General features: G+C 42.0%; 23 protein-coding genes. 20 read left to right on the top strand and 3 right to left on the bottom strand.

The window, feature by feature from the left end:
• The first annotated feature begins 19 nt into the window (after window positions 1-19).
• The 17 genes from J6836_RS07610 to J6836_RS07530 all read left to right on the top strand — a co-directional run bounded on the left by J6836_RS07610 (window position 20) and on the right by J6836_RS07530 (window position 17391).
• The gene (locus J6836_RS07610; protein ID WP_196719272.1) at window positions 20-679 is read left to right on the top strand and encodes a phage tail tube protein; all 660 of its coding nucleotides are present in this window, start codon (window positions 20-22) and stop codon (window positions 677-679) included.
• A gap of 47 nt (window positions 680-726) precedes the next feature.
• Complete coding sequence (locus J6836_RS07605; protein WP_255586348.1) at window positions 727-942, top strand: Ig-like domain-containing protein; 216 nt, start codon at window positions 727-729, stop codon at window positions 940-942.
• Window positions 935-1249: a phage tail assembly chaperone gene (locus J6836_RS07600; RefSeq protein WP_164528721.1), complete on the top strand. Its 315-nt coding sequence runs from the start codon at window positions 935-937 to the stop codon at window positions 1247-1249. Before J6836_RS07605 ends, J6836_RS07600 begins: the two co-directional genes overlap by 8 nt.
• 50 nt (window positions 1250-1299) lie before the next feature.
• Window positions 1300-1536 carry a DUF1799 domain-containing protein gene (locus tag J6836_RS07595; RefSeq protein ID WP_219248180.1) on the top strand — a complete coding sequence of 79 codons (237 nt, stop codon included), beginning with the start codon at window positions 1300-1302 and terminating at the stop codon, window positions 1534-1536.
• Between the two features lie 272 nt (window positions 1537-1808).
• Window positions 1809-1988 (top strand): hypothetical protein, encoded by a 180-nt coding sequence (locus J6836_RS07590; RefSeq protein WP_006657771.1) that lies wholly within the window; start codon window positions 1809-1811, stop codon window positions 1986-1988.
• 12 nt (window positions 1989-2000) lie between these two features.
• Complete coding sequence (locus tag J6836_RS07585) at window positions 2001-2480, top strand: type II toxin-antitoxin system death-on-curing family toxin (RefSeq protein ID WP_219249432.1); 480 nt, start codon at window positions 2001-2003, stop codon at window positions 2478-2480.
• A gap of 150 nt (window positions 2481-2630) precedes the next feature.
• On the top strand, window positions 2631-3503 hold the full coding sequence (locus J6836_RS07580; RefSeq protein ID WP_219248178.1) for a hypothetical protein: 873 nt from the start codon (window positions 2631-2633) through the stop codon (window positions 3501-3503).
• 4 nt (window positions 3504-3507) lie between these two features.
• On the top strand, window positions 3508-3966 hold the full coding sequence (locus J6836_RS07575) for a hypothetical protein (RefSeq protein ID WP_219248177.1): 459 nt from the start codon (window positions 3508-3510) through the stop codon (window positions 3964-3966).
• Between the two features lie 60 nt (window positions 3967-4026).
• Complete coding sequence (locus tag J6836_RS07570; RefSeq protein ID WP_219248175.1) at window positions 4027-7515, top strand: phage tail tape measure protein; 3489 nt, start codon at window positions 4027-4029, stop codon at window positions 7513-7515.
• 36 nt (window positions 7516-7551) lie between these two features.
• On the top strand, window positions 7552-7896 hold the full coding sequence (locus tag J6836_RS07565; RefSeq protein ID WP_219248172.1) for a phage tail protein: 345 nt from the start codon (window positions 7552-7554) through the stop codon (window positions 7894-7896).
• Window positions 7893-8636: a phage minor tail protein L gene (locus J6836_RS07560; RefSeq protein ID WP_219248171.1), complete on the top strand. Its 744-nt coding sequence runs from the start codon at window positions 7893-7895 to the stop codon at window positions 8634-8636. The genes J6836_RS07565 and J6836_RS07560 overlap by 4 nt, the downstream gene beginning before the upstream one ends.
• A complete protein-coding gene (locus J6836_RS07555) occupies window positions 8633-9343 on the top strand; it encodes a C40 family peptidase (RefSeq protein WP_219248169.1) in 711 nt (236 codons plus the stop codon). Before J6836_RS07560 ends, J6836_RS07555 begins: the two co-directional genes overlap by 4 nt.
• Complete coding sequence (locus tag J6836_RS07550; protein ID WP_219248167.1) at window positions 9340-9948, top strand: tail assembly protein; 609 nt, start codon at window positions 9340-9342, stop codon at window positions 9946-9948. The genes J6836_RS07555 and J6836_RS07550 overlap by 4 nt, the downstream gene beginning before the upstream one ends.
• Complete coding sequence (locus J6836_RS23130; RefSeq protein ID WP_219248165.1) at window positions 9945-10154, top strand: recombinase RecA; 210 nt, start codon at window positions 9945-9947, stop codon at window positions 10152-10154. The genes J6836_RS07550 and J6836_RS23130 overlap by 4 nt, the downstream gene beginning before the upstream one ends.
• A 53-nt stretch (window positions 10155-10207) precedes the next feature.
• Window positions 10208-15412: a TipJ family phage tail tip protein gene (gene gpJ / locus J6836_RS23125; protein WP_219248163.1), complete on the top strand. Its 5205-nt coding sequence runs from the start codon at window positions 10208-10210 to the stop codon at window positions 15410-15412.
• 74 nt (window positions 15413-15486) lie between these two features.
• A complete protein-coding gene (locus tag J6836_RS07535) occupies window positions 15487-16932 on the top strand; it encodes a phage tail fiber protein (RefSeq protein WP_219248161.1) in 1446 nt (481 codons plus the stop codon).
• Between the two features lie 189 nt (window positions 16933-17121).
• Window positions 17122-17391: a helix-turn-helix domain-containing protein gene (locus J6836_RS07530; RefSeq protein ID WP_219248159.1), complete on the top strand. Its 270-nt coding sequence runs from the start codon at window positions 17122-17124 to the stop codon at window positions 17389-17391.
• Window positions 17392-17424: 33 nt separating this feature from the next.
• On the opposite strand, the gene J6836_RS07525 is transcribed toward J6836_RS07530, so the two are convergent.
• The 3 genes from J6836_RS07525 to J6836_RS07515 all read right to left on the bottom strand — a co-directional run bounded on the left by J6836_RS07525 (window position 17425) and on the right by J6836_RS07515 (window position 20223).
• Window positions 17425-17637: a helix-turn-helix domain-containing protein gene (locus J6836_RS07525; RefSeq protein ID WP_219248158.1), complete on the bottom strand. Its 213-nt coding sequence runs from the start codon at window positions 17635-17637 to the stop codon at window positions 17425-17427.
• A gap of 158 nt (window positions 17638-17795) precedes the next feature.
• Window positions 17796-18074, bottom strand: a complete 279-nt coding sequence (locus tag J6836_RS07520; protein ID WP_211889594.1) for a DinI-like family protein — start codon at window positions 18072-18074, stop codon at window positions 17796-17798.
• Between the two features lie 406 nt (window positions 18075-18480).
• Entirely contained in the window at window positions 18481-20223 is a 1743-nt protein-coding gene (locus tag J6836_RS07515) for an ABC-F family ATP-binding cassette domain-containing protein (RefSeq protein WP_219248156.1), read from the bottom strand.
• A 413-nt stretch (window positions 20224-20636) separates the two neighbouring features.
• On the opposite strand from J6836_RS07515, the gene J6836_RS07510 reads away from it, so the two are divergent.
• From J6836_RS07510 to rbbA, 3 genes are all read left to right on the top strand, one after another.
• Window positions 20637-21113 carry a GNAT family N-acetyltransferase gene (locus J6836_RS07510; RefSeq protein WP_219248154.1) on the top strand — a complete coding sequence of 159 codons (477 nt, stop codon included), beginning with the start codon at window positions 20637-20639 and terminating at the stop codon, window positions 21111-21113.
• A 387-nt stretch (window positions 21114-21500) separates the two neighbouring features.
• Window positions 21501-22571: an HlyD family secretion protein gene (locus J6836_RS07505; RefSeq protein WP_219248152.1), complete on the top strand. Its 1071-nt coding sequence runs from the start codon at window positions 21501-21503 to the stop codon at window positions 22569-22571.
• Entirely contained in the window at window positions 22568-25324 is a 2757-nt protein-coding gene (gene rbbA, locus J6836_RS07500; RefSeq protein WP_219248150.1) for a ribosome-associated ATPase/putative transporter RbbA, read from the top strand. The genes J6836_RS07505 and rbbA overlap by 4 nt, the downstream gene beginning before the upstream one ends.
• Window positions 25325-25326 lie beyond the last annotated feature (2 nt).

The following is a 25326-nucleotide window of genomic DNA, read 5'->3' as shown; positions in this document are numbered from 1 at the left end:
ATAAATAAAGAGGTTCATTATGGCGGAATATAGCATTCCTAATGGTTCTACTGTTTCGGTGTCCAGTGGATATGGTGAAGCAATCGCGATTACTGCTGCATCGAATGCCAGTGAGGTTGTTCTTACTGTTGCAAGCGCGGGCGATATTAAAGCGGGTGATGTTGTGATCATCAGTGACAGCTGGAGTAATTTAAATGGCCCTAAACGGGTTAAAACGGTTGCAGCCAGCAATATCACCATTGAAGGCTTTGACAGTACGGATAAATCTAAATATCCAGCAGAAGAAGCAATGGGCACTATCAAGAAGGTCACGGGTTGGACGCAAATCAAGCGTGTGACGACGGTGGGCATTGAAGGGGGCGACCAGCAGTCCACCAGCATTCAGTTTCTTGAGGATGATCAGGCAATCAGCATTGACACCTTTAAGAACCCGTACATCATTACTTACACATTAGCCTATAACGCCGATGCTAAACATCATGCTTTATTGCTGGGTTATGATGAAAGTAAGTCGCTGGTGGCTGTGCGTTTTTATAATAAACGTGCCGAACAAGATCGCTATTATTTGGCATCGACCTCGTATAAAGAAATTCCTGATACGGCGGTGAACGAAATTGAAACAACGACCGTTCGCTTCTCTTTGCGTTCTAAACAGTCTGTCTACGCCCACGCAAAGTAATCCCGGTATCTGAGCTCACAATTGATAAACCGATTGCCACAGGTGTTGTGGGAGAGGCGATTTTACTCAACCTCACCTTAACACCTGCTAATGCATCCAATCAGAATGCGACATGGAAGAGCTCTGATACCGCAAAAGCGACTGTGAATACCGCAGGTAAAGTCACACTGAAAGCCGCGGGCAAAGTGACTATCACTGCCACGGTTGACGATGTGACAGTCAATTCAGTTATTACAATTAATGAAAAGGCGAATAATGGCTAAGTTAACTTATAACCCAACACCAACATTTGAACATACTGTCAAAATTACAACACCTGACGGTAAGCAAGGTGATTTACCGTTTGTATTCGTTCACAAGAAAATGAGTGAACTGGATGAGATGGGGAAAGCTGACGATCTAACCGATACAGGATTTTTGCTTCAAATTGCGAAAGGGTGGGGATTTAAAGATCGCGAGTTTAACCACGATAATGTGGCAGAATTTTTCGATAACTACCCAGGGGCAGCTTTCGAAATTTTTACGTCCTATCGCCAAGCGCTCTTAGGTATTCGGGAAAAAAACTCCTAGCGGTTGCGCAGGCACTTTACAGTAAGCCACTGTCAGCGATTGAATTAGATTTGCTGGGGGATCTTGATGACAATGATGTTGAGGTTACCCCAGATATTGAAGCTTCAGTCACGCTATTCCAAGCGCTATCAACACAATGGCGGGTCAGTATGGACGGTCCTACTGGGATTGATTATACCGTTATCCCCATGCTGGCCAGTGCTTACGGTATTTGTGATCTGGCAACCGTGATTAAAGATATTCAACTGATGGAATCAAAAGCGTTAGAATTGCTCCATAAAAAATAGGGCTTACAATGCCCTAAATAATCAAATCTGTTTATTTATACAGTTTTTTGTGCAGCGATATTTAACGTTTAGATTTGCATTGAACAATAGCTTTCTATTGCAGCACAAAGTGGAACGTGGCAATCTCGCGGGGCGCGAATTATACGTATGACAATGTAAAATACAAGCAACGCTATTGACTTAATGTAACTTAACTTACATTATAACCACAGGTAATACGGATCGTATACCTAGATGTAATTTATAACTCATTGGTTTATAACGAGGTTAATATGGGTCACGCACTGCAAAAGCCTAATCGCTTAAATATACCTGCTCGTGACAAAAGTAAAATTGCAGCACCAAGAGCTGCCATGAGCGAGCAAGGAAATCATGATAATCAAGTCAAGAATGCTTTTGACTTTGGTTTCACTCGCTATGAAAAAGCCATGGAAAAATTAGCTAAGGTATAGTGAGTGATAAATATCACAGGGGAGTTTGTTGAAGGAATTAACTATCTATCTACCGATGATCTAATAAACATCAATAGAATATTGATAGAGCTGCAAACTCCCAATGAGCCAATCGAAGTATTGAACTTCAATAACCTTAGCTCATCCCAATCAAGACCAAGCCAAGTGAAATATTATGAGCAGACAGATGACATGTTTGTTCTTACTGCCGTATTAATTGAAAGTCTGATACAAAACCACCCTTTTGCCAATGCGAACAAACGAACTGCCATGATGGCGGGATACGTTTTTTTATTGCTTAATGGCTATGAGCTAACAGCACCAGAGGATGAAGTGGTAGAAATGGCTCGCGGATTAGCAACCAAAGAATATTCGCTTGATGAATTGGACAGTTGGTTGTGTAATTGGTCAAGAGATTTTGATTCAAGGCAACTCTGCAAAGAGCGAATAGGTATTGAATACTGTTCGATATTCAGAGTTAAATCAGACTAGCCCACTTCGGTGGGTTTTTTATTGCTCTGATTTTCGTTTCCACCAGCTGGTGGGGTGTAATTTAGATCACATTACCAGTCTCATAATCGAAGGTTTCTGTATTTGTTTGATAACATCCGTAAGTAAAAATAAAGCTTATCGGAGAGTACTATGAAATCTAAATCATTAGGATTAGATCCATTGTATTGGCAAGTTGTTGATTTTGTTATTAATGAAAAATCGGTATCTGAACTAACATTACAAAGCATGTTTGGCATCACACCGCAAAGGGTTGAAAGGTTGATGTTAGAACTTGAGGAGACTGGTGTTGTTTCTAAGGAAACGCCTAGGATTGTTTATGGATTTCCTTACAAGCTTGAATGGCGAGAGGTTAGCCCGAACGCCCATAATGGCAATATAAGCACAGATAAATATACAAATGTATTGAAATTAGATAAAGGAAAATCAGTAATTTACCAAGAGTCGTACAATAGAGGGTTTTCGGGTAAGCCTGAGTTTATTATTGATATCCATAGCGACATAAGTTCATATGGCATTATAGAAACAGGATCGGTAGATGAGCGACTGAAACATGTGTTTTTATCAACATATTGGTCGAGAGAGACTATTGTAGCATTTCACTATGACTCTGAACTTAGAACTTTATTTATAGATGTGGACTTACCAGAAATTGAAGACACGCCAGTATCTAATGGTGAGCGGCTAAAAACAGCCGAAGAATATTACTATGATTATGCAAGGCATGTACATTCTGTGGCTCTAAGAGTTGCTGGGGTAGCATTTAGAGTATGTAACGAAATAGATTTCGTTATTGTTGCGGGTTATTCTCAAATATTTAATCATGATACAGGCGAAGAAGAAGACAGATATCTGATTAATGTAAAATTAAACCGATATAGGTTTGAATGGTTGCCAATAAAAAATATCTCACAGTGCGACCCTATACAATTTTTATCTGGGTTTGATGCAATAGTGAACATGGCGAATAATTATAAAATGAATATGATTAATTTGAGGTGGTAACTGGATGAAAAAACTATTATTAGGATTTTTACTTTGTTCGATTGGGTTTGGGGCTGTTGCTGACTGGAAGTATTCTGAGAAAGTTGATGAAATGCGAGGAACTACTCAGTACTTTGCAAGCTTAGCACCAGAGAAGGATAATGAAGGTGTAGCAATAACGTTAATAGCGGAAGGCTATAATAACAAAGAAGCATATAACTTTCACTTTTCCCTAAATGGCGCTGAATTTGATTGCAAAGTAGGGGATATCTGTTCTGGACTAATGAAAGCTGATAGCGGCGAAATTAAAGAATTATTATTTGAACTCGATAAAAAAAATCAGTTTTTGGGATTTGTTATTGGAATGCGTAATTTTTCAACAGAATTATCTGGCGCAAAAATCCTATATATAGAGCTTCCTATTTTAGGCAAAGGCATGATGCAATTTAAGTACGAGCCCAATAAACTAAAATGGTCGATGTAATAATCATTAATAGTCACACATAACCACCTTCGGGTGGTTTTTTTGTACCCGAGGAAAGTTATGACACAAGAAATAGCCAGTATTTCATTTAAGGTCAGCACTAGCGAACTCGAAAAAGGTTCTAAAGCGCTAAATGATTTACAACAAGCCGCCAGCAGGACAGATCAATCCGTTGATGAGTTAAATAGTACGTTTAAACAGTCTGAGCCAGCACACAAGGCAGTAGCCCATTCTATTTCTGAGTTAACCAAAATACAAAGAGAAACGGTTATCTCTGTTGATAACATGAATGCGAAGTTCAAGGAAAATGCCTCATCACTGCGAGACCAAATTCTATCCATAAAGAAAGCGGGTGATGCGAGCAATCAATTTGCAGAAATTCTGAAAAAACTGAATGGGCAGTATGAAAGTGGAAGAATTAGTGGTGTGCATTTTGCCATACTGGAAAATCAGATTAAAAAAGCGGTAAGAGAGACGGAATCAGGTAATACAAAAGTTGCTGACTCGTTCGCGAGGCAAATTGAAAGTATTGAAAAAGTATCGGGTTCAACAGCAAAACTGACCGCAATCAGAGAGAATCTGACCCAAGTATACCAAAAAGGCAATATTGATACTGAGCGGTATCAGGCATTACTTGAAGATATCACCAATCGTACCAGTGGATTATCTGTCGCTGAAAAAGAGCTTTCTGTTTTAAAGGATTCCTTTCTACGAAAAATGCATGAGCAAGTTTTTCTGTATGGTGCCAGTAAAACAGAAATGTTGTCGTACAAAGCTGCTCAGATGGGGATTTCAAAAGAAGCTGCTCCCATCATTACCCAGATGAAAAAGCAGGAAGAACGCACGGCAAGGCTGGCTTCCGAGCAAAAACAAGCAGCTCAAGCGGCAAGAGAGTTAGCCAGAGAGCAACAAATAGCAGCGGCCACAGAAGCGAGGGAGGCTCAAGCCAAAGAAAGCTTTATTCAAGCGTTAAAAAATGAAGCGGACGCAATAGGTAAAACAAAATCTGAATTGCTGCAAATGAAAGCGGCTCAATTAGGTGTGAGCCAACAGGCAGAACCGTATTTAGCGAAGTTAAAGCAGCAAGATCAGGCCTACCGCAATGGCGCTATTACATTAGGGCAGTATCGTAATGCTATGCGTCAATTGCCAATGCAAATGACCGATATTGTGACCTCGTTGGCTTCAGGTATGCCTATTTGGTTGGTCATGGTTCAGCAAGGTGGGCAAATAAAAGATTCCTTTGGTGGCGTTGGAAATTCATTCAAAGCGGTGTTGTCATTAATTACACCAATGCGCATTGCGATGTTTGGGCTGGTGGGCACTGCAGGCGCACTGGCGATAGCTACCTATAAAGGATCCCAAGAATTCACTGAGTACAATAAGCAACTTATTTTAACGGGGAGCTATGCAGGAAAAACAGCTTCGCAACTTGATTCATTGGCTAAGCAGCTTTCTGGTAATGGCATTACGCAATATCGTATGGCCGATGCGTTAGCGAAAGTGGTGGGTTCTGGTGCATTCTCAGGCAATCAAGTCGGTATTGTTGCTGATATTTCTGCAAAGATGGAAAAAGCAATCGGGCAGGATATCGATAAAACGATTGAGCACTTTAAACGTCTTAAAGATGATCCAGTTAAAGCGGTAACAGAGTTAAATAACTCGTTGCATTTTTTAACCGCTAAGCAGTATGAGCAAATTGCGGCAGCAGAAGCGCAAGGCCGCACGGAAAAAGCGGCTGAACTTGCAACTAAAGCCTATGCCGAGGCAATGAATCAGCGCTCAATGTCTATCGTGGATAACCTTGGTACTTTAGAGCGTGCGTGGAATTGGATTGAGAACGCAGCGACTAAAGGCTGGGATGCTATGCTAGGTGTGGGTAGAAACCCTGGTCTTGCATTGGAAAGGCAGACAGCATTTACTGAACTTCAGCAAGCTCAAAAACAGTATAATCAATTACAGAAAACTCTCGGTTATTCTAAAGGGTATGAGGGAAACAATGTAAATACAAAACAAGATGCCGAACGTTTAGCTAATGCTGAGCGTGATGTTGAGCTAAAAACACAAGCCTATGAACTTATTGATAAGTCTTGGGCGGCAGAGGGATTAAGAATCGAACAAGGGCGGTTAGCTCGACAAGATGAAGAAAGGGCTATTAAGAACCAAGAGACCTTTAACGCTGGCGTCAAACGGGGGCAGACAGCAGCTGAGAGGAGAAGCGAGGAGTACAAAAAGCTTAATAAATTAATTCAAGAAAATAAGCTAGATGCTAAAGAGGGTCGCAAAGCGCTTTTTACACAGGAACAAATTGAATCCTATAAAAGGGGAATTGAGGAACAGTTCAAGGATAAGCGTGTTCCAAAAGGTAAGGAATACCGCCCTGATTATGGTACCCGCCACGATGAAGATCTCCAAAAACAGCTTTTAGCACTCGAGGCGCAAACAAAAGTGGCTCGTGATTTCTCACAAACAGGTGACCGCATTGTGAGTAACGAACGTAAGCAACTTATGCTTACTGAGGCCCAATTCACTATCTTGGATAGGATCGTTAAAAAAGGTGAGCGTCAATTAACGGCTGATGAAAAATCACTGTTAATGAGACGTGAGTCTATTTTGTCTGGGCAGCGTGAACTTGCAGTTAAAGGTGATGCTTTGGAAAAGCAAAACCGTGAAAACAAGCTGCTTGAGGAAAGAGCTAAACGTATTAAAGAGATTGAAAATCGTATTCAGGCTTTAAAAGGCAGCGCAGGATTAACCGATAGACAATACCAGCGTAATATCGCATTAGAAAAGGCGGATTCACCTGAGCAAAAAGCCAAGTTAGAAGAGTTTTACCGTGAGGAAGATGAACTTCGGGGAAACTGGCGTGACGGTATCAAGAAGGGTTTTGCGGAGTTTGAAGAAGACGCAACCAACACTTATGGAAAAGTCGCTCAAGCCTCGCAGTTTGCTTTTGTTGGGATGACTAATTCTCTCACGGATTGGGCTATGACAGGCAAGGCTAATTTTGGTGATTTTGGGCGTTCGTTTGCTCGGATGGTTACCGATATGCTGATAAAGGCTGCAGCACTAAAGGCGATGACAGCAGCATTTGGTGGTACTAGCTTTGGTAACTTCTTAGGTATTAAGCCGGGCTTTGCGCGTGGTGGTTTTACGGGGTCAGGTGACAAGTACGAACCAGCAGGCGTTGTCCATAAAGGTGAGTTTGTTTTCACAAAAGAAGCCACAAGTCGTTTAGGTATTACCTCGCTAATGTCATTAATGAAAAGTGCCGAAAAGGGTTATGCTTCTGGTGGGTACGTTGGAAACAATCATCCTATGGCGAATGTACCTGTTCAGCGTATGTATGGAATGCAACCTGCTGGCGGACCTCAAGTCCATATTAGTATGGGGGACTTTAATTTTGGTAACTCTCAGCAGCAAGCCTCATCAAGTCAAATCAGTAATGGTGCCGTGGCGCGCGAATTCGAACAAATGGTAGAAACGGGTGTTAATAAACTGCTTCGCAATCCCGCATCAAATTTATATCGAAAGATAAACGGTAAATAACAGCCACCAGCAGGTGGCTTTTTTATAGGTAAAACCATGGCTGAAGTATTTAAATGGCGCACTCAAATACAGGAGACGCCAACAGGCGAGTTTCGCCACCGAATAAAAGAAGTTGAGTTTGGTGATGGTTACAAACAGGTTTCTGGCGATGGCATTAACACTGAGTCTCAGTCATGGCCATTTACTTATACGGGGCAAAAAACAGAAGTTATGCCCATTTTTGCTTTTATTCGGCGGCACGCGACAAAATCATTTATATGGACGCCCCCTTTTGGGGAGAAGGGGCTGTATCGAGTAAAGGCTGACTCCATCACATTGAAACCTATTGGTGGCAGCATGATCACTATCACAGCAACATTTGAACAGGCATTTAGCGCATGAATATAACCTCAGACATTCAAAAACTAGAGCCAGGTAATAAAGTCCAATTAATAGAAGTTGATGGTAGTGAATTTGATGCACCTATTCTTCGCTTTCATGCCTACAATATCCCTCATACACCAGAAGAAATTGATGCCGCTGGGGATAACATAAAACCCAAGCCAATTTGGTGGCAAGGTAACGAATATGGTGCATGGCCTTATGAATTAGATGGGATGGCAAAAAATAGTGATGGGAGCCCCGCAAGACCAACACTGAGAGTGTCTAATATTGATGGATTAATTTCATCTCTGTGTTTGCGTTTTGACGATATGGCACAAGCGAAAGTCACTATTTATGAAACTTTTTCGCATTACCTTGATGCAAAAAACTTTCCAGACGGGAACGCCATGGCTAATGCTGATGAGTTCTTTTCTCAAGTTTATTACATTGACCAAAAAATTAGTGAAGTTGCTGGTGGATCCGTTGGGTTTGAGCTATCGAGCCCATTCGATTTGCAAGGGATGATGATACCCGTTCGCCAGATACATAACCTGTGTTACTGGTGTATGAAAGGCGATTATCGGAGCGGTCGAGGGTGTAACTATACGGGCAATAAGTACTTCAATGAACGGGGTGAGCCTGTCGATGATCCATCGTTAGATAAATGTGGTGGGCTTATCAGTGATTGTAAAAAACGTTTTGGTGATAATGAGCCTTTGGACTTTGGAGGGTTCCCTGCAGCAGGATTAATACGATGATCACAAAGAAATTAACCGAGGCGATATTTCAGCATGTACAAGCGGAATATCCCAAAGAGGCCTGCGGTGTTATTTGCCAAAAAAGCCGAGTCAAAAAATACTTCCCCTGCAGTAACCTTTCCGATAACCCCAACGAACATTTTGAACTTTCTCCAGAGGACTATGCTGTTGCCGAAGATTGGGGGGATCCTATTGCGATTGTGCACAGTCATTGTGGTGATGGTGTGACGACTCAACCCTCTGAAATCGATAAGTTACAGTGTGATGCTACGGGGTTACCGTGGATTATCGCATCATGGCCAGAAGGTGATATTCGACTCATTCAGCCTCGAGCAGGGCGAGAATTAGAAGGGCGTCCCTTTGTGCTTGGGCATGCAGATTGTTGGTCTTTAATTATGGACTACTACCGACAAAAACACGGTATTGAGCTGCATAACTACAGCGTCGATAGGCACTGGTGGGAAGAAGGCGAAAACCTGTATATGGATAATTACCAGAAAGCGGGTTTTGTCGACGCCACTGGTGAGCCTAAAGAAGGTGACATGGTGATTATGCAAGTGCAAGCCGATGTTCCCAACCATGCAGGGGTGATAGTTGACGGCATGTTACTTCATCACCTATATGGCCAACTGAGTCGACTTGTTCCCTACAGCGATTATTGGCGTGATCGGACGGTTAAAATTGTTCGGAGGAAAGAGTTAGCATGACTGAACTTAAAACAATACGCCTTTATGGCCAACTCGGTACCCAGTTTGGGCGAGAGCATAAATTAGCGATTGACTCCCCTCGTGAAGCTATAAAAGCATTGACTGTGCTCTATGAAGGTTTTGAGCAGTTTCTTGCTAATGCACATCTTAAAGGGCTCGAATTTGCCGTATTTAAAGGTAAGCGCAATATTACCGAGGATGAGCTACATCTTGATACCTGCGAAGATATTCGCATCGTACTCGTGATTAAAGGGAGTAAACGAGGTGGATTTTTCCAAACTATTTTAGGTGTGGCCATGATTGGTGCTGCTATGATGATGGGGCCTGCTGGTTGGGCAGCATTTGGTGCTAGCGGTTTTGCGGGGGGCGCACTCGCTCTGGCTGGGGCGGCAACAGCGATTGGTGGCGTAATGCAAATGTTGTCACCTCAGCCAAGCGGAATATCAATACGTCAAGATGCGGATAATAAACCATCGTATGCTTTTGGTGGTACAGTCAATACCACAGCTCAAGGCAATCCAGTACCACTACTTTATGGGCTCGGTCGCCGTGAAATCGGCGGCGCAATTATCTCCGCAGGAATATACACGGAGGATCAGCAATGACATTCATTGTTCGCAGTCGAGTTGATTTCGCTGCTGAAGGTTGTGATTGGGAAAAACCACACTGGGATAAGCGTGAAAAAGTTCACTGTTGGCGAAACTATGCACCACTTGAATTGCAGCAAATGTGGCACACATTCACGGATGAACAAAAGAAAACGATATTCTATGCTCTTAATTTAGTTGCGGGCGATGAGCACTGGGAATAACACAACAGTAATTCAACTTAACCACCTACGGGTGGTTTTTTTATGGGTGAAATATGAGAATTCAAGGCGCGAAAGGTGGGAGTTCCAAACCTCGGACACCCGTAGAGCAAAAAGACAGCCTATTAGCAGAATCAACGGCAAAGTTACTGCTTGCTATTTCTGAAGGGGAAATAGCTGGTGGATTAGATGATACGTGTATTTTTCTTGATGATACCCCAATCGGTAATGCTGATGGTTCTAAAAACTTTGACGGTGTGACGTGGGAATTTCGTGCCGGTAGTGAACATCAGGAATATATTCAAGGTATCCCCTCCGTTGATAATGAAATTGCGGTGGGGATGGAGTTAAAAGACGACCAGCCATATGTAAGAACGGTCAATAACACCCAGTTATCGGCAATCCGCATTCGTTTGTCTGCGCCTCAATTTCTCCAGCAACACGATAACGGTGATACCACAGGTTATCGTGTCGATTATGTCATTGAGCTTTCCACGGATGGGGCTGGCTATAAAGACGTGGTTAAATCCGCCTTTGACGGTAAGACCACCAGCGAGTACCCAAGAACGCACCGCATTGATTTACCCAAGGCTTCTACAGGTTGGCAAGTTCGTGTTCGCCGTTTAACGAAAAACCAGAATAATGCACGTATTGCGGATCGAATTAATATCGCCGCGATTGCGGAAGTGATTGACGCCAAATTGCGGTACCCAAATACGGCTCTGTTATTCATTACTTTTAATGCCCGTCAATTTAATAACCGTATTCCTAAAGTCAGTGTGCGCCCACAAGGGGGCTTGTTGATTAAGGTACCAACAAATTATGATCCCATTAATCGGACCTATTCGGGTGTGTGGGATGGAACGTTTAAACTGGCTGCAACGAATAACCCAGCATGGGTATTTTATGACTTGGTACTCAATAACCGTTACGGCTGTGGTGACCGTATCAAGGCGTCACAAATTGATAAATGGGATTTGTATAAAATTGCACAATATTGTGACGAATTAGTCCCAGATGGACATGGCGGTGATGGTAAAGAGCCCCGCTTCTTGTGTGATGTGTATATTCAATCGCAAGAGTCGGCTTATACCGTCCTGCGTGATATTGCGGCGATTTTCCGTGGCATGACGTTCTGGGCGGACAATAAAGTGAATGCTATCGCTGATATGCCAGCGACTATTTTCCGTACATTCACCAATGCGAATATCGTCGGTGGTAAGCCGTCATATTCAGGCGGCAGTATTCAGAATCGCTATACTCAGGCCTTGGTTTCTTTTACGAATATCGATAACCACAGCAATGATGATGTAGAGCCTATTGCAGACTTAAAGCTTCAGCGGCGCTATGGTGTTCGAAAATTGGAGTTATCGGCTATTGGGTGCACTCGTCGAACTGAAGCCAATCGTCGTGGACGCTGGGCATTATTAACCAATGCCAATGACCGCATGATTTCCTTTGCGACAGGGTTAGAGGGGGCAATACCTTCTCCTGGTCATATTATCGCAGTTGCTGATTCATCACTAGCGGGGCGCAATACGGGTGGTCGTATTTCATCAGTCGAAGGCCGTAAAATTACCCTCGACAGAACGACCTCAATTAAAGCGGGTGATCGCTTAATTGTGAATTTACCGAGCGGTGGCTCTGAGGGGCGAACAGTTACGGCCATAAATAAAAAGGTTGTGACGGTTTCTGTTGAATATTCACAAGTACCCCAAAAGGAAGCTGTGTGGGTGGTGGATTCTGACGACTTAGCCGTTCAACTGTATCGAGTGATTAACATCAGTGACAATGGTGATAATACTTACACTATTAACGGTACCATTCATAACCCTGACAATTATGGTCACATCGACTCAGGTGCGCGTATTGATGAACGGCCTATTACAGTTATTCCACCCAATGTGCAGCCAGCACCGAAAAACGTGCGCATTTCCTCCTATTCACAAGTAGACCAAGGTATTGCATTCACCACATTGCGTGTTGATTGGGAAGCCGCTGAGAGTGCGATTGCGTATGAAGCCGAATGGCGTCGAGATAATGGTAACTGGATAAATGCGCCACGTACATCGACACTGGGCTTTGAGGTCAATGGTATTTATGCCGGGCGTTATCAAGTTCGCGTACGCGCAATTAATGCATCTGAAATTTCTAGCGTGTGGGCTAGTGCGGAAGAAACCCAACTCAACGGTAAAGAAGGTAATCCACCGAAGCCACTTAATCTACGTGCGACCTCAGAGGTTTGGGGTATTACATTGGATTGGGGCTTTGATGTAAATACCAGCGATTCTCTTAAAACAGAGCTACAGTATTCCCTCGAAAACACCGCGGATTCTATGCAGTTGCTGGCGGATGTGCCTTATCCACTCAAATCCTATCGTATGTCAGGACTCAAAGCGGGTGTACGGTTCTATTTTCGTGCAAGGCTGGTGGATAAAAGCGGGAACGAGTCAGAGTGGACAAGCCTTGTCTTAGGTGAATCATCAACAGATGTTGAGGGTATTCTGGAAGCGGTTGGCGATAAGTTTCTCAGCACTGAAGCGGGTCAGGAGCTACAAAAGCAAATCGACTTTAACAAAGACCATATTGAGGATCTAACGTTAGAACAACTCGAAATTAAGCATGACCTTGTTGATATCGATAGCAAGACAATTGACTTAAATAACAAAGTTGTTCAAATCAATACCGATGTTGAGATTGTGAGTGAAGCGGTCATGCAGAACACACAACTCACAACACAAGTTAGCTTTAAACTCAGTGAAGAAGTTGCGGATCGCAAAGCTGAAATATTCAGGCTTGAACAAGTTCGAGTGACAGATTTAGATGTCCTAGCGCGTTGGCAAGAGCAAATTAGCGTTACGGTTGGTTCTAATACGTCATCAATCCTTGAAGTCAAAGAAGCGCAAGCGACTTATGAAAAGGCCTCAGCGCAGCAAATCAGTCAAGTTAAAGCCGATGTTGATGGAGTAACGGGTCGTGTAACTGAAGTTGAAACTGCAACGGCAACGCTAACAGAAGCTCAAGCGAAGTTTGAACGTAGCACAATTGCGCAGTTTGAAGAGCATAAGGGCTATATTACTAATATTGAGACAACCGTCTCAAATATAGACTTCACTGTTTCAGAAGCATTGATGCAGTTGAGCGCAGCGCATAACTCATTGAATGATAAACAGCTTAAATCCGAAGCAAAAATCACAAAAAATGAGAAAGCGATTGCAACAGAGACAGAAGCCCGAGCAACGATGGGTGTTCAGTTAGAAGCGCGTATTGCTGGTAATGAAAGCGGAATAACTGAAATTAAAGAAACTGTCGCGGAGCAGGGCAAAACCATTGCATCAACCACTGAGCAATTACGTGCTGAAATTAAAACGGGTGACGACAAGCTGCAGGAGGGGATTGATAATCAGGGCCGTGAATTATCGAAAGTCAGCAGCAGCGTTGATGAGCAAAAAACAGCTATTGCGGATCTCAATAAAACACAAACTGAAATCAAGCAAACTCAGAAGAGTAATTATGAAGAAACACAGGCATCAATTGCAAATTTAACGCAAACCCAAGCGTCAGATGTTGAAGCATTATCTGAATCAATTATTCAAAATACGGCGAGTATCAACAAGCAAGGGACTGAATTAACCAAAACCAATGCGGAGGTGAGCCGTATATCAAAAGCGGTTGCTGATACGGATAAATCGCAAGCTGAGCTATCAGAAAAAGTCGATGCACAGCACAAAGATAATCAGGCCACTTTTGTTGATATTCGCAAGTCGCAAGCTGAGGATAAAAAAGCGGCTTCTGAGCACACGGAGCAAGTGCGCGCAGAACTTGGAAAAGATATTGCTGAGAATAAAGGCGAGTTATCGAAAATCAATGCAGTCGTTACGGAACACTCTAAATCTATTGCGACACTTGAAGAAACGACAACTCAAATTCAGCAATCACAGCAAAGTCAGCATGAAGATACTCAAGCAAGTATCGACGCGCTGAAACAGACCACAGCGAATACCAGCGAAGCACTAACGCAGGCAAAAGAGGAGGCTAAATCCCACTTTGAAGATAACGATGCATCGATTGCCAACATTCAAAACACGCATGCGGATGCGGAATCATCATTAGCTGAAATCGGTATGCAATTAACCGCCCAGCAGAATATGCAGGGGACTGAACTTCTACGCGCTAAAGCATCTATTGAGCGCGTTGATAAAGTGGTTGCCAACGATAAGCTTGCTTATGCGCAATCATTTGAAAAGATTGAGGCTCAGTTTGACAATCTCAATTCAAGCATTACCACTCTTAAGAAAACAGTTTCTGATAATGAGAAATCACAAGCGGAGGTTAATGAACTCATTAAATCGGAAATTAGTGATAACAAGGCGGCAATTGAGTTGCGGGGGCAAACTGTTTTCGATCACAAGGGAAATGGCTCTGCTATCTATACAATTAAGACCGGCATTAATTGGAATGGCCAATATTATGATGCTAAGTTCATGATGGGCGCTAGTGTTAAAAACGGTAAAGTTGAGACACAGATTGGTTTCAGCGCTGATACATTTGCTATTTTAAATAATGCCAATGGTCAATTTGTTACCCCCTTTGCAGTTGTTAATAACCAAGTCTTTATTGGTGCGGGTTTCATTCAAGATGGCTCAATTACGAATGCTAAAATCGGTAATATCATTCAGTCTAATGATTACAAGGAAGGTGAAAAAGGCTGGCAGATACCTAAAAACGGCAATCCAGAATTTAATGACGGGATATTCAGGGGGAAGATTTATGCAACGGATGGGGATTTTAAAGGCACTGTTCATGCAGAAAAATTTATAGGTGATGTCGCAACAGGTACAATCTATGAATCAGTTTCACAGCAGTTTTATAAAAATAAAGATATCTCAGTTGAAACGTCAACAACTTATGTAGGGGGACTGCCTTACGACGTCGATTTAATCATGCCGACAATGCACTTCTCATCTGAGTATATGGAACACGCATTGCAGGGTGATTTTTTTATAGATGTATTTGCAAATGGGGTTAAGCAAACTGTCACAGTCACAACTACAGGTGTAACTCAAACTAATGGATTTTATAACAGGTCATGGTCTGCTATAGCATCTTGCTACGTTAGAATCCCGAAAATGCAAAAAAACACAAAAATCACAATACGATTATCTGCGCGAAGCGGAGGTGGTGATAATTCATACCTCACACTAAGAGCGAGTCAATCTCTTGTTTTAGCATGTAAAGCAAACCCATCTTCATTTTCATGATCTAACAAATAACTAAATCACAAACAAAGCCGCTTAATTGCGGTTTTTTTGTATCTAAATTTCGGAGAATCAATATGTATAACATCGGCACAGTCACAATAACTGCAAACAGTAATAAGCTGGTGGGCACCGGTACAAAGTGGAAAGAGAATATTAATGGCATTCAGCCCCAGCAGGTTATTCAAATTGTTGTAGGTGGCATTGTCTATAACAGTAGTATTCAATCAATTGAATCGGACACGGCACTCACGCTTAATTTCCCGTTCCATGCGGCTGTTAAAGATGCGAAATACGTTATTTTAACAACGATGGTTAATTCAGTATCTTCAGCAACAAACTATATGGTCGCACTGAATACCTCGAATATGCAGGCAAGGGATGTTGCGAATGCATTTATGACCCTTGAGGGCACCGTTTCAATGACTGCCCCAGATGGAACAAAAGTCAATTTACGCACTGCAAAAGAAATGGATAAGCAGCTAGATGGGAAGTTTGATAAAGCGGGCGGGGATGTAAACGGAGCAATAAAAGCAACAGGGGCAATACAAACAAATCAAGGTGAAATAACAGCCTATAAGGATGGCGGATCCGGTGTGCAAATAAGCGGCAGTGGAAATGAAGCTGTAATTAAAAGTAGAAACATGGGCGGAGCGTGGCAAACACATATTATTCCAAATTCAGCTGGCACATTAATGCAAGTTGGTGATTTTGGGCTTGGCAGTATTGCTGTTCAAATAACACAAGGTGCAGACCTACAGGAGTTCTTTAAAACTGTAAGCACAGGATTTTACCGTGGGGGCGCTAGCGAAATTAACAAACCAGCAGGCGTTTCCTATGCTGATTACGTGTATATAAAACATGGGGCACAGGGAAAACTAATCTGCTATGGCAATACAAATATTACATATGAAAAATATTTTGATGGCACAAGCTGGTCTAATTGGGCAACAAGCTACTCGACAGCCAATACCACAAAAGATGCTAATGGTAACTTAAAAGCAGCATCACCGATTGTGAAACTCTTTGCTGATGACATTGAGTTAAACGACGAATCTGAGGGCGTTGAAATGGAACATCTTGGTGTTGGTCATTACCTCATTAAAGGTGTTGTGGGTTTTAATGCCGATGGTGCATGGGGTATCAATAACGGCTTTGTCATTCCTCAGGACCACAACGGTAAAAATATGGTCCTCATTGATTATGAGGTGAGACCCGACGGCGATATTGAAGTTTTTGTTTTTCACCAACAGAACGCGGACATGCCAGAACGTTTCCAGAACAAGCGCATTAAGCACTTTGATGAAGAAGGCGTGCCTGTTTACTTCGAAAACTACGAGGCGTGTGACGTACCCGAATCCCGTTGGATAGACATGCGTGTCGAAATGCCACCTAACTCACTCTACAATCAAAAGCAAGCTGAAGCTGAGAGACTCGCTAAGATAGAAGCAGAGCGATTAGCACAAGAAGAAGTTAAACGTATTGCTGAAGAAGCAGAAAGAGCAGACCAGAAAGTCGAATAAATTTAGCAATATTATATTCGATTGTATAATACCTGATAATAGAGTTAAAAAGATAATATCTCCTTAAAGTAAATATTGAAACGTATCATTGTGCGGTGAATAAAAATACCCCTTTTAATATACTTATTAAAGGGAGCATTAAACCGATCTTGCTTACAGCAAGAGCATTATTTGAATGGAGCCGCATGAATGATTGCTAAAAATACATATACGGTATTAATTGGGAAAAAAATTAAAGAGTTAAGACTAGGATCTGGTTATAAGCTTTTTCAATTTGCTCAGCTCATAGATTGCAAGAGCGAGCAACAATTGTACCGCTATGAGAGAGGGATAAATAAAATTGATATAGATACACTGATATTAGCGTTAAAAGTATTAAACGTTGATGTTAGAGAATTTTTTGAACAGTTAGATGAAGAATTTATTCAAGAATCAACAGATAGCAATATGAATATATAGTTGTTATCAAATTAAAGCCACATTATTGTGGCTTCATTTACTATATGCATTTATTATTTCTTGAGGGCTCACATCAAGAACATCAGCTATTATGAGTAAGTCATTGAGGTATACGGATACCTCACCACTTTCATACCGTAGATACTTTGCTTCAGAGGCAATTAAGTGTTTCGCCATCTCTTTAGTTGAAATATTTTTAGCTAACCGTTTATTTTTTATAAGGTTACCAACAGATTTATTTCTCATATTCCTCTCAATCAGTCCAGTTGCAAAGTTAGTTAGGGTGAGAGGGTATTTTACAAAAAATCATACAGGCTTCAAACGAAACAAGACTAAGCAAGTAGTTTATAGACAGAGCAGTAATAAAAACTAATGCGCGAGCTCGAGTAGTTGGCGCACCTAGATCACTTATCAAAATATTCCACTTCGGCTTCTTGGGTTTCAGGAAGCCAATCACCATCGATAAATATCTCTTCCAGTGTTTCTTCAATATAAGTTTTCTTCTCATTCTTCCCAAGACCATCAATAGAGACATTATCTTGAGTGCTCCAGTTTATATCGATATTTAGATCGGGGTATTTGGCACTTAATCTTTTGGTTATTTCATTTCTTAATGCTTCAAAAGTACCTGTAGGTAATTTACCTTTTTTATTGCTATTAAAGCGGATCTTGATGGTAACCATAAAACACTCCTTCGCAGATTAAATTGACAGGGTTTTTATACAGTGAAACATAACTGTAATTATATACAGTAAAGTTAGGGTGTGAATCAAGAAGTTTGATTAATCTGACTCTATGAATGTTTAAAAGTAGTTCCCCAAAACTATTTAAATAGTTTCGATCTATCATGAGGTTAAATGAATCGTTTAGAAGCATTAATTCTGGTGTGTTTTGGCTATGTTTTTCTTTAATATTAAACTGTTACATGTATTTTAATGGTGTGAAGATAGGTCATATTAAAAATAAATCTATTTTTGCTGTCTGAAATGAATTGCATGGTTTTAACTAAAAATATAATTATTTTGTAAACTTTGCATATCCTCTGCTTGATTAAAAACCCCTGACTACAAGAGTAATCAGGGGTTAAATTTATAATCCTAATTGGGCCTGTATCTGCGCTATTTCATCAATCCATTGTTGCTGGAGTTGTGGCTTTTGGTGACTTAATTTACGTTGCTTATCAGCGTGTAATTTTTCCTCTAAAACCAATAAGTTCTCTAACAATTCATCCTCATGAGAAATAACCTTTGGGTGAACATTTACTGCATTACTGTATTCAACATCGTCAGGATGATTATGCGGTAACAATTGCGCTTGTTGCTCGATTTTATGATAAATATCTTCAATATTCAGGTATTCCACTAACTGATGTTCATCAATAAACCAAAAACGTTGGCAACTATTTTCAATCAGCCATCTGTCGTGGCTGACGACCAGTAATGCCCCTGAAAATTGGCTAATTTCTTCACTCAGATCCTCTTTTCCTTCAAGGTCAAGGTGGTTGGTTGGCTCATCCAATAAAATAAGTTCATACTGGGCCAAACTTAAACCAATAAAAAGCAGCCTTGCACGCTCACCGCCACTGAGTGTTGCCACGGTTTGTTGGTGGCGCGAATAGGCAAATCCAGCACCAATAAGCGCCATTTTGCGCTGTTCATCCGTAATAGAGGCAAAAGGACGTAGTGCGTCCAATAGGCTATCGTCATCATTCAATTGTTCTAATTGCTGGTCATAATATCCAGCGCGAATAGTTGGATGAAACTTCAGGTGTTTGGTATAGCGTAAATCTTGTTGATAATGCTGCCAAAGTAGGCGCAACAGTGTCGATTTACCACAACCATTTGCCCCCATAATCGCGATACGGTCACCGCTTTTTACCTGATGAAACGCAGTTTTAAACAAATTTTCACCCGTCGGCGTTGAAACCTCAGTGCCTTCGAGCTCTAAAACACGGTCGGCAGGAATCGATTTACCATTTAATGCCAACTTCCATTGATAACCTTCAGTGAGCTCTGTTTGAGTCTCTTTAAGCCTATCAATGTGTTTCTCCATTTGTTTCGCTTTGCGAGATAGCCCTTCGTTATCATATACATGGCCCCAAATTGCCAAACGTTTGGCACTGGAGGCGATACGGTCAATCTCTTTTTGTTCCGCTTGATTACGTCTTTCATCGGTAATGTCTTTTTCGGCCAGGGCAAGGCGTGCCTCACTGCATGGTAACCGATAGAAATGTAATGATTTATCACGTAAAACCCACGTACAGTTAGTGACCTTATCAAGTAAAGCTTGGTCGTGAGAAACCAGTACAAAGCTTCCTTTCCAAGACTGAAGGAAATTCCCTAACCAAATCAGGGTAGGTAAGTCTAAGTGGTTACTCGGTTCATCTAGCAATAATAAATCAGGCTGTTCAATCAATGCGCGGCCTAGCAAAAGGCGCGTATGTTGCCCTCCACTAATTTCATTAGCTTTTTGTTCCCATTGTTGGGTAGTAAAACCTAATTCAGACAGTAATACTTCAGCCCGCCAACGTTCAGCGATTTTGTCTTGTTCTGGAATTTTTTGAACAAGCGCATCGATGAGTGTCATATGGGCAACATCATCGGGTAAATGTTGTTCGATATACGCCGTGACACAGTGGTTTGCGTAGATAATGCTACCACTGTTGGGGGATAACTGGTGGGTAAGTAGTTTTAATAGGGTACTTTTGCCACTGCCATTGTGCCCAATTAACCCGATGCGGTCGCCTTGCTGCAAGGTGAATGAAACATCATTTAACAGTGTGTTGGTAGAAATGTCGTAATTTAATGATTTTACAGATAATAATGTGCTCATAGCTTACTCAAATTTTAGGCACGCCAATGCCTTGGATAGTCATAACGACAACCCAGTAAGCTGAGGGAAGATCTCTTTGCGGCTTCGCTCAGGCAGGGTTATCGCAGTATAAAACTGTGAAAGCCTGAGCTCTGGCGATTACCAAAGAAGTGTGAGTATTCGATAAGATCACACAACAGCATAAATTAGCCTCCTTATTTTTCGTTAGGTTGAACAATGCGCGCATCATAACAAACTGAGTGGGGAGATCAAAACCCAGAAATGCGTTCTTTCATAATTCTTATCGTTATAAGTAAGAAAACAGGTATAAACCTCGCTTATATCACGTGGGGTTATATGAATTAAATTGCTAACTGTTGGGCGTTCGAGGCGTAAGGCATAAAATTGCCGCTCAAATAACAAGAGAGTCGCAAATGAACGTAGAAATAAAGCCAGCAACAGTGAAAGACGCTAAATTGATTTTAGAGATGATCATTGAATTAGCAGAGTATGAAAAAGCCCGCCATGAAGTTAAGGCCAGTGTTGCTGATATCGAAAATTCACTCTTTGGTGCAGATTCTAAAACAGAAGCCCTTATTTGTTATGTGGATGATAAACCCGCAGGGTATGCGGTTTTCTTTACTAGCTATTCAACTTGGTTAGGGAATAACGGTATTTATTTAGAAGATTTATATGTATCTCCCGATTTTCGCGGTGCAGGTGCAGGGAAAAAACTGCTAAAACATATCGCTGTATTAGCCGTAGAAAGAAAATGCCAACGTCTTGAATGGAGTGTTTTAGACTGGAATCAGCCCGCTATCGATTTTTATAAAAGCATCGGTGCACAGCCACAAGATGAGTGGGTACGTTACCGTATGGATGAAAAAACCATCGCAGAGTTTGCACGCTAATTGCAAATACAACGAATAGTTAAACGAATATAAATCTTGTATGAACAAAGCCAGTAATAAACTTACTGGCTTTGTTTTTATATTTTTTAATCTAAAGTTGTACAATTAATGCCTTCTGATGAAATTTGTTAATTTATTCTGTTTTTTTGTGATGCAAGGCAACCCTACTTAATCTAAATTTTGATAAACTTTCGTTAAATTAGATAGATAGCTGATGGTTGAACAGCAATGACACTGATTTAGCTTATTTTAAAAATATAATTTTCTTTTTTTGTATTTAGCCGTATTTATTTCGCATATTAACAGTTATATGCCTTTATTAATTTCACCAGGTTAATAAAAATAATTGTTGTTCATTGTTTTCTCATTTAATGGAAAAGGGATGGTATGAAAATAAATAAGCAGAAAATATCTTTTTACATCGTTTTAATATTCATTATTGCTGCTGGTGGTTTTTATTATTGGAGCGTTAATTCCAGTGGGTTACCCGCTGGTTTTGCGCAAAGTAATGGGCGCATAGAAGCGACAGAGATTGATATTGCAACGAAAACTGCTGGTCGGATTGAAACCATTAACGTAAGAGAAGGGGATTTTGTCAAAGAAGGGCAAGAACTCGCTCGTATGGATACTCGGGCGCTCCAAGAACAACTCCATGAAGTACAAGCTCAATTACGCCAAGCCATTAGTGCTGTAACTACTGCAGAGTCTGGGCTTGCTCAACGCAAAAGTGAAAAAGTGGCAGCTCAAGCAGTGGTTCGCCAACGCGAAGCGGAGCTTGATGCTGCGCAAAAACGCCTTAATCGTTCAAGAGCATTGGTAAGAACTAAAGCTGTATCTCAACAACAGGTTGATGATGATACTGCGCAAATGCAGGGCTCTCGTGCTGCATTAGAAGCCTCAAAAGCACAAGTTGCAGCGGCAACATCTGCGATTGACTCTGCAAGAGCGGGTATTGTCCAAGCTAAAAACCGAGTTGATGCCGCGACGGCGACAGAACGCCGTATTATGGCTGATTTAGATGACAGTATTTTAAAAGCCCCTCGCAATGGGCGCATTCAATACCGTGTCGCAGAGCCAGGGGAAGTCCTTGGAGCGGGTGGTCGCGTATTGAATATGGTGGATTTAAGTGATGTATATATGACTTTCTTCCTACCAACTGAAGATGCTGGGAAAGTGGCGCTGGGAAGTGATGTACATATTATTCTTGATGCCGCCCCCAATATTGTTATTCCCGCAAAAACCACGTTTGTTGCTAGCGTTGCCCAGTTCACACCCAAAACTGTTGAAACACAAAATGAACGCTTAAAACTAATGTTCCGCGTTCGTGCGCGTATCTCCCCTGAATTACTTGAGCAGCACCTTGAATATGTGAAAACTGGTCTACCGGGTAAAGCTTATGTGCGTTTAGACCCCAATGAATCTTGGCCCGCTGAACTTGAGGTGAGATTACCACAATGACCAATAAACTGATGGATGATGTGATCATTGATATACAGCATGTCAGCCAGCATTATGGTGAAAATTGTGCATTGGATGACATTGTGCTTTCGATTCCAGCTCGCAAGATGGTGGGGTTGATAGGGCCAGATGGCGTGGGGAAATCCAGCTTAATTTCATTAATAGCGGGAGCGCGGGCTATTCAGCAAGGGAATGTGATTGTACTTGATGGTGATATGAATGATGTTGATCACCGTCGTGCAGTATGCCCACGCATTGCCTACATGCCGCAAGGGCTCGGTAAAAACCTCTACCATACGTTATCGGTTTATGAAAACGTGGACTTTTTTGGGCGCTTATTTGGGCAATCAAAGGCAGAAAGGGAGTACCGCATTCAGGATTTGCTCGAAAGCACGGGTTTAGCACCATTTAAAGACCGACCTGCAGGCAAGTTATCTGGTGGGATGAAACAAAAACTCGGGCTATGTTGTGCATTAATCCATGATCCTGATTTATTAATTCTTGATGAGCCGACCACAGGGGTTGACCCGCTATCCCGCGCCCAATTTTGGGACTTAATTGATCGTATTCGCCTGCGTCAAACTAATATGAGCGTATTAGTAGCAACTGCCTACATGGAAGAAGCGGAGCGGTTTGATTGGCTAGTGGCGATGGATGATGGAAAAGTGCTAGCTACAGGCCATGCTTCGGAGTTAAAAGCCCAAACACAATGTGATGATCTCGAAGCGGCCTTTATCGAGTTACTGCCAGAAGAAAAACGCAGTGGTCACAAAAAAGTCATCATCCCGCCGAGAGACACCTCGAAAGATGACGTTATCGCGATTGAAGCGCAGGATTTAACCATGCGCTTTGGTAACTTCGTTGCTGTTGATCACGTGAATTTTAAAATTCCAAAAGGGGAGATTTTTGGTTTCTTAGGTTCAAATGGATGTGGTAAATCAACAACCATGAAGATGCTGACCGGGTTGTTGCAGGCCAGTGAAGGTCAGGCGTGGCTATTTGGGCAGGAGATTGACCCGAAGGATATCGAAACACGTAAACGTGTTGGGTATATGTCACAAGCGTTTTCCCTGTACAGCGAACTGAGTGTGGAGCAAAACCTGGTGCTACACGCAAAACTGTTCCATATTCCAGAAGACAAAATTGCGCGTCGTGTTGATGACATGTGCCAACGGTTTGAGCTTGATGAAGTCAGGGATACTATGCCTGATGATTTACCATTAGGTATACGTCAGCGCTTATCCTTAGCGGTTGCCGTAATCCACGAACCAGAAATGTTAATACTGGATGAGCCTACATCAGGAGTTGACCCTGTTGCCAGAGACATGTTTTGGAATTTGATGGTGGATTTATCGAGACGTGACGGTGTCACAATTTTTATCTCCACGCACTTTATGAACGAAGCAGAGCGTTGTGACCGTATATCGCTAATGCACGCAGGTAAAGTGCTTGATTGCGATACCCCTGCAAACCTCACCAAAAAGCGAGGTTTGGCGACACTTGAAGAAACGTTCATTGCTTATTTACAAGATGCAGTCGGTGATGCAGGGCAAGGAACAGAAACTGCACCTGAGTTCCATGTTGACCCTGAACTCAAAGAACAAGCCACGGAAGCATTGAAAAAACGCTTTAGTTTACGTCGCTTATTCAGCTATTCCATTCGTGAAGGGATGGAATTACGGCGCGACCCCGTTCGTTCGACGCTTGCTTTACTTGGTACGGTGATCCTGATGTTCATTATGGGCTACGGGATCAGTATGGATGTTGAAAATTTACGTTTTTCTGTGTTAGACCGTGACCAGACAGGCCTAAGCCAAGGTTATACGTTAAACCTTGCAGGTTCCCGTTATTTTATTGAACAGCCTCCTCTTCAAGATTATGACGCACTCGAAGAGGGCATGCGCAGCGGGCAAATTACGGTTGCGATTGAAATACCACCGAATTTTGCTCGAGATATTGCCCGTGGTAATAATGTAAAAATCGGTGTTTGGATAGATGGCGCGATGCCAAACCGCGCAGAGACAGTTCGTGGTTATGTACAAGCGATGCACCTCGCATGGTTGAGTACCATGGCAGCACGCCAACCTGTAGGCGTAGCAGGTATGCCTGCTATCGATATAGAAACACGGTACCGTTATAATCCAGATGTACGCAGCTTACCCGCGATTGTACCTGCTGTTATCCCATTGTTATTAATGATGATCCCAGCCATGTTAAGTGCACTAAGCGTGGTACGTGAAAAAGAGCTCGGTTCAATCATTAACCTTTATGTCACCCCGATCACCAAATTAGAGTTTTTACTGGGTAAACAGCTCCCCTATATTCTATTAGGGATGTTTAACTTCGTACTGCTTTGTATTTTGTCGGTGTATATTTTTGGTGTGGAATTTAAAGGCAGCTTTTTAACGCTAACCTTGGCTGCATTTTTGTACGTTAGTATTGCGACAGGGATTGGCTTGTTGATTTCTTGCTTTATGAAAAGCCAGATTGCAGCCATTTTTGGTACATCGATCATCACATTAATCCCCGCAACTCAGTTTTCTGGAATGATTGACCCAGTGTCTTCATTAGAGGGAATGGGGCGTTGGGTGGGTATGGTTTATCCAACCTCACATTTTCTCACTATTACGCGAGGGACTTTCTCCAAAGGCCTTAACTTGTTTGATTTACAGGCATCATTTATCCCGTTGTTGATTACGGTTCCTCTCGTCATCGGGCTGAGCGTGTTGTTCCTGAAAAAACAGGAGTCCTAATG

It is taken from the genome of Providencia sp. R33 (genome assembly GCF_019343475.1).
Classification (GTDB): Bacteria; Pseudomonadota; Gammaproteobacteria; order Enterobacterales; family Enterobacteriaceae; genus Providencia.
Note: the sequence above shows the minus strand (reverse complement) of the source record. Positions and strands in the feature narration are given on the sequence as shown.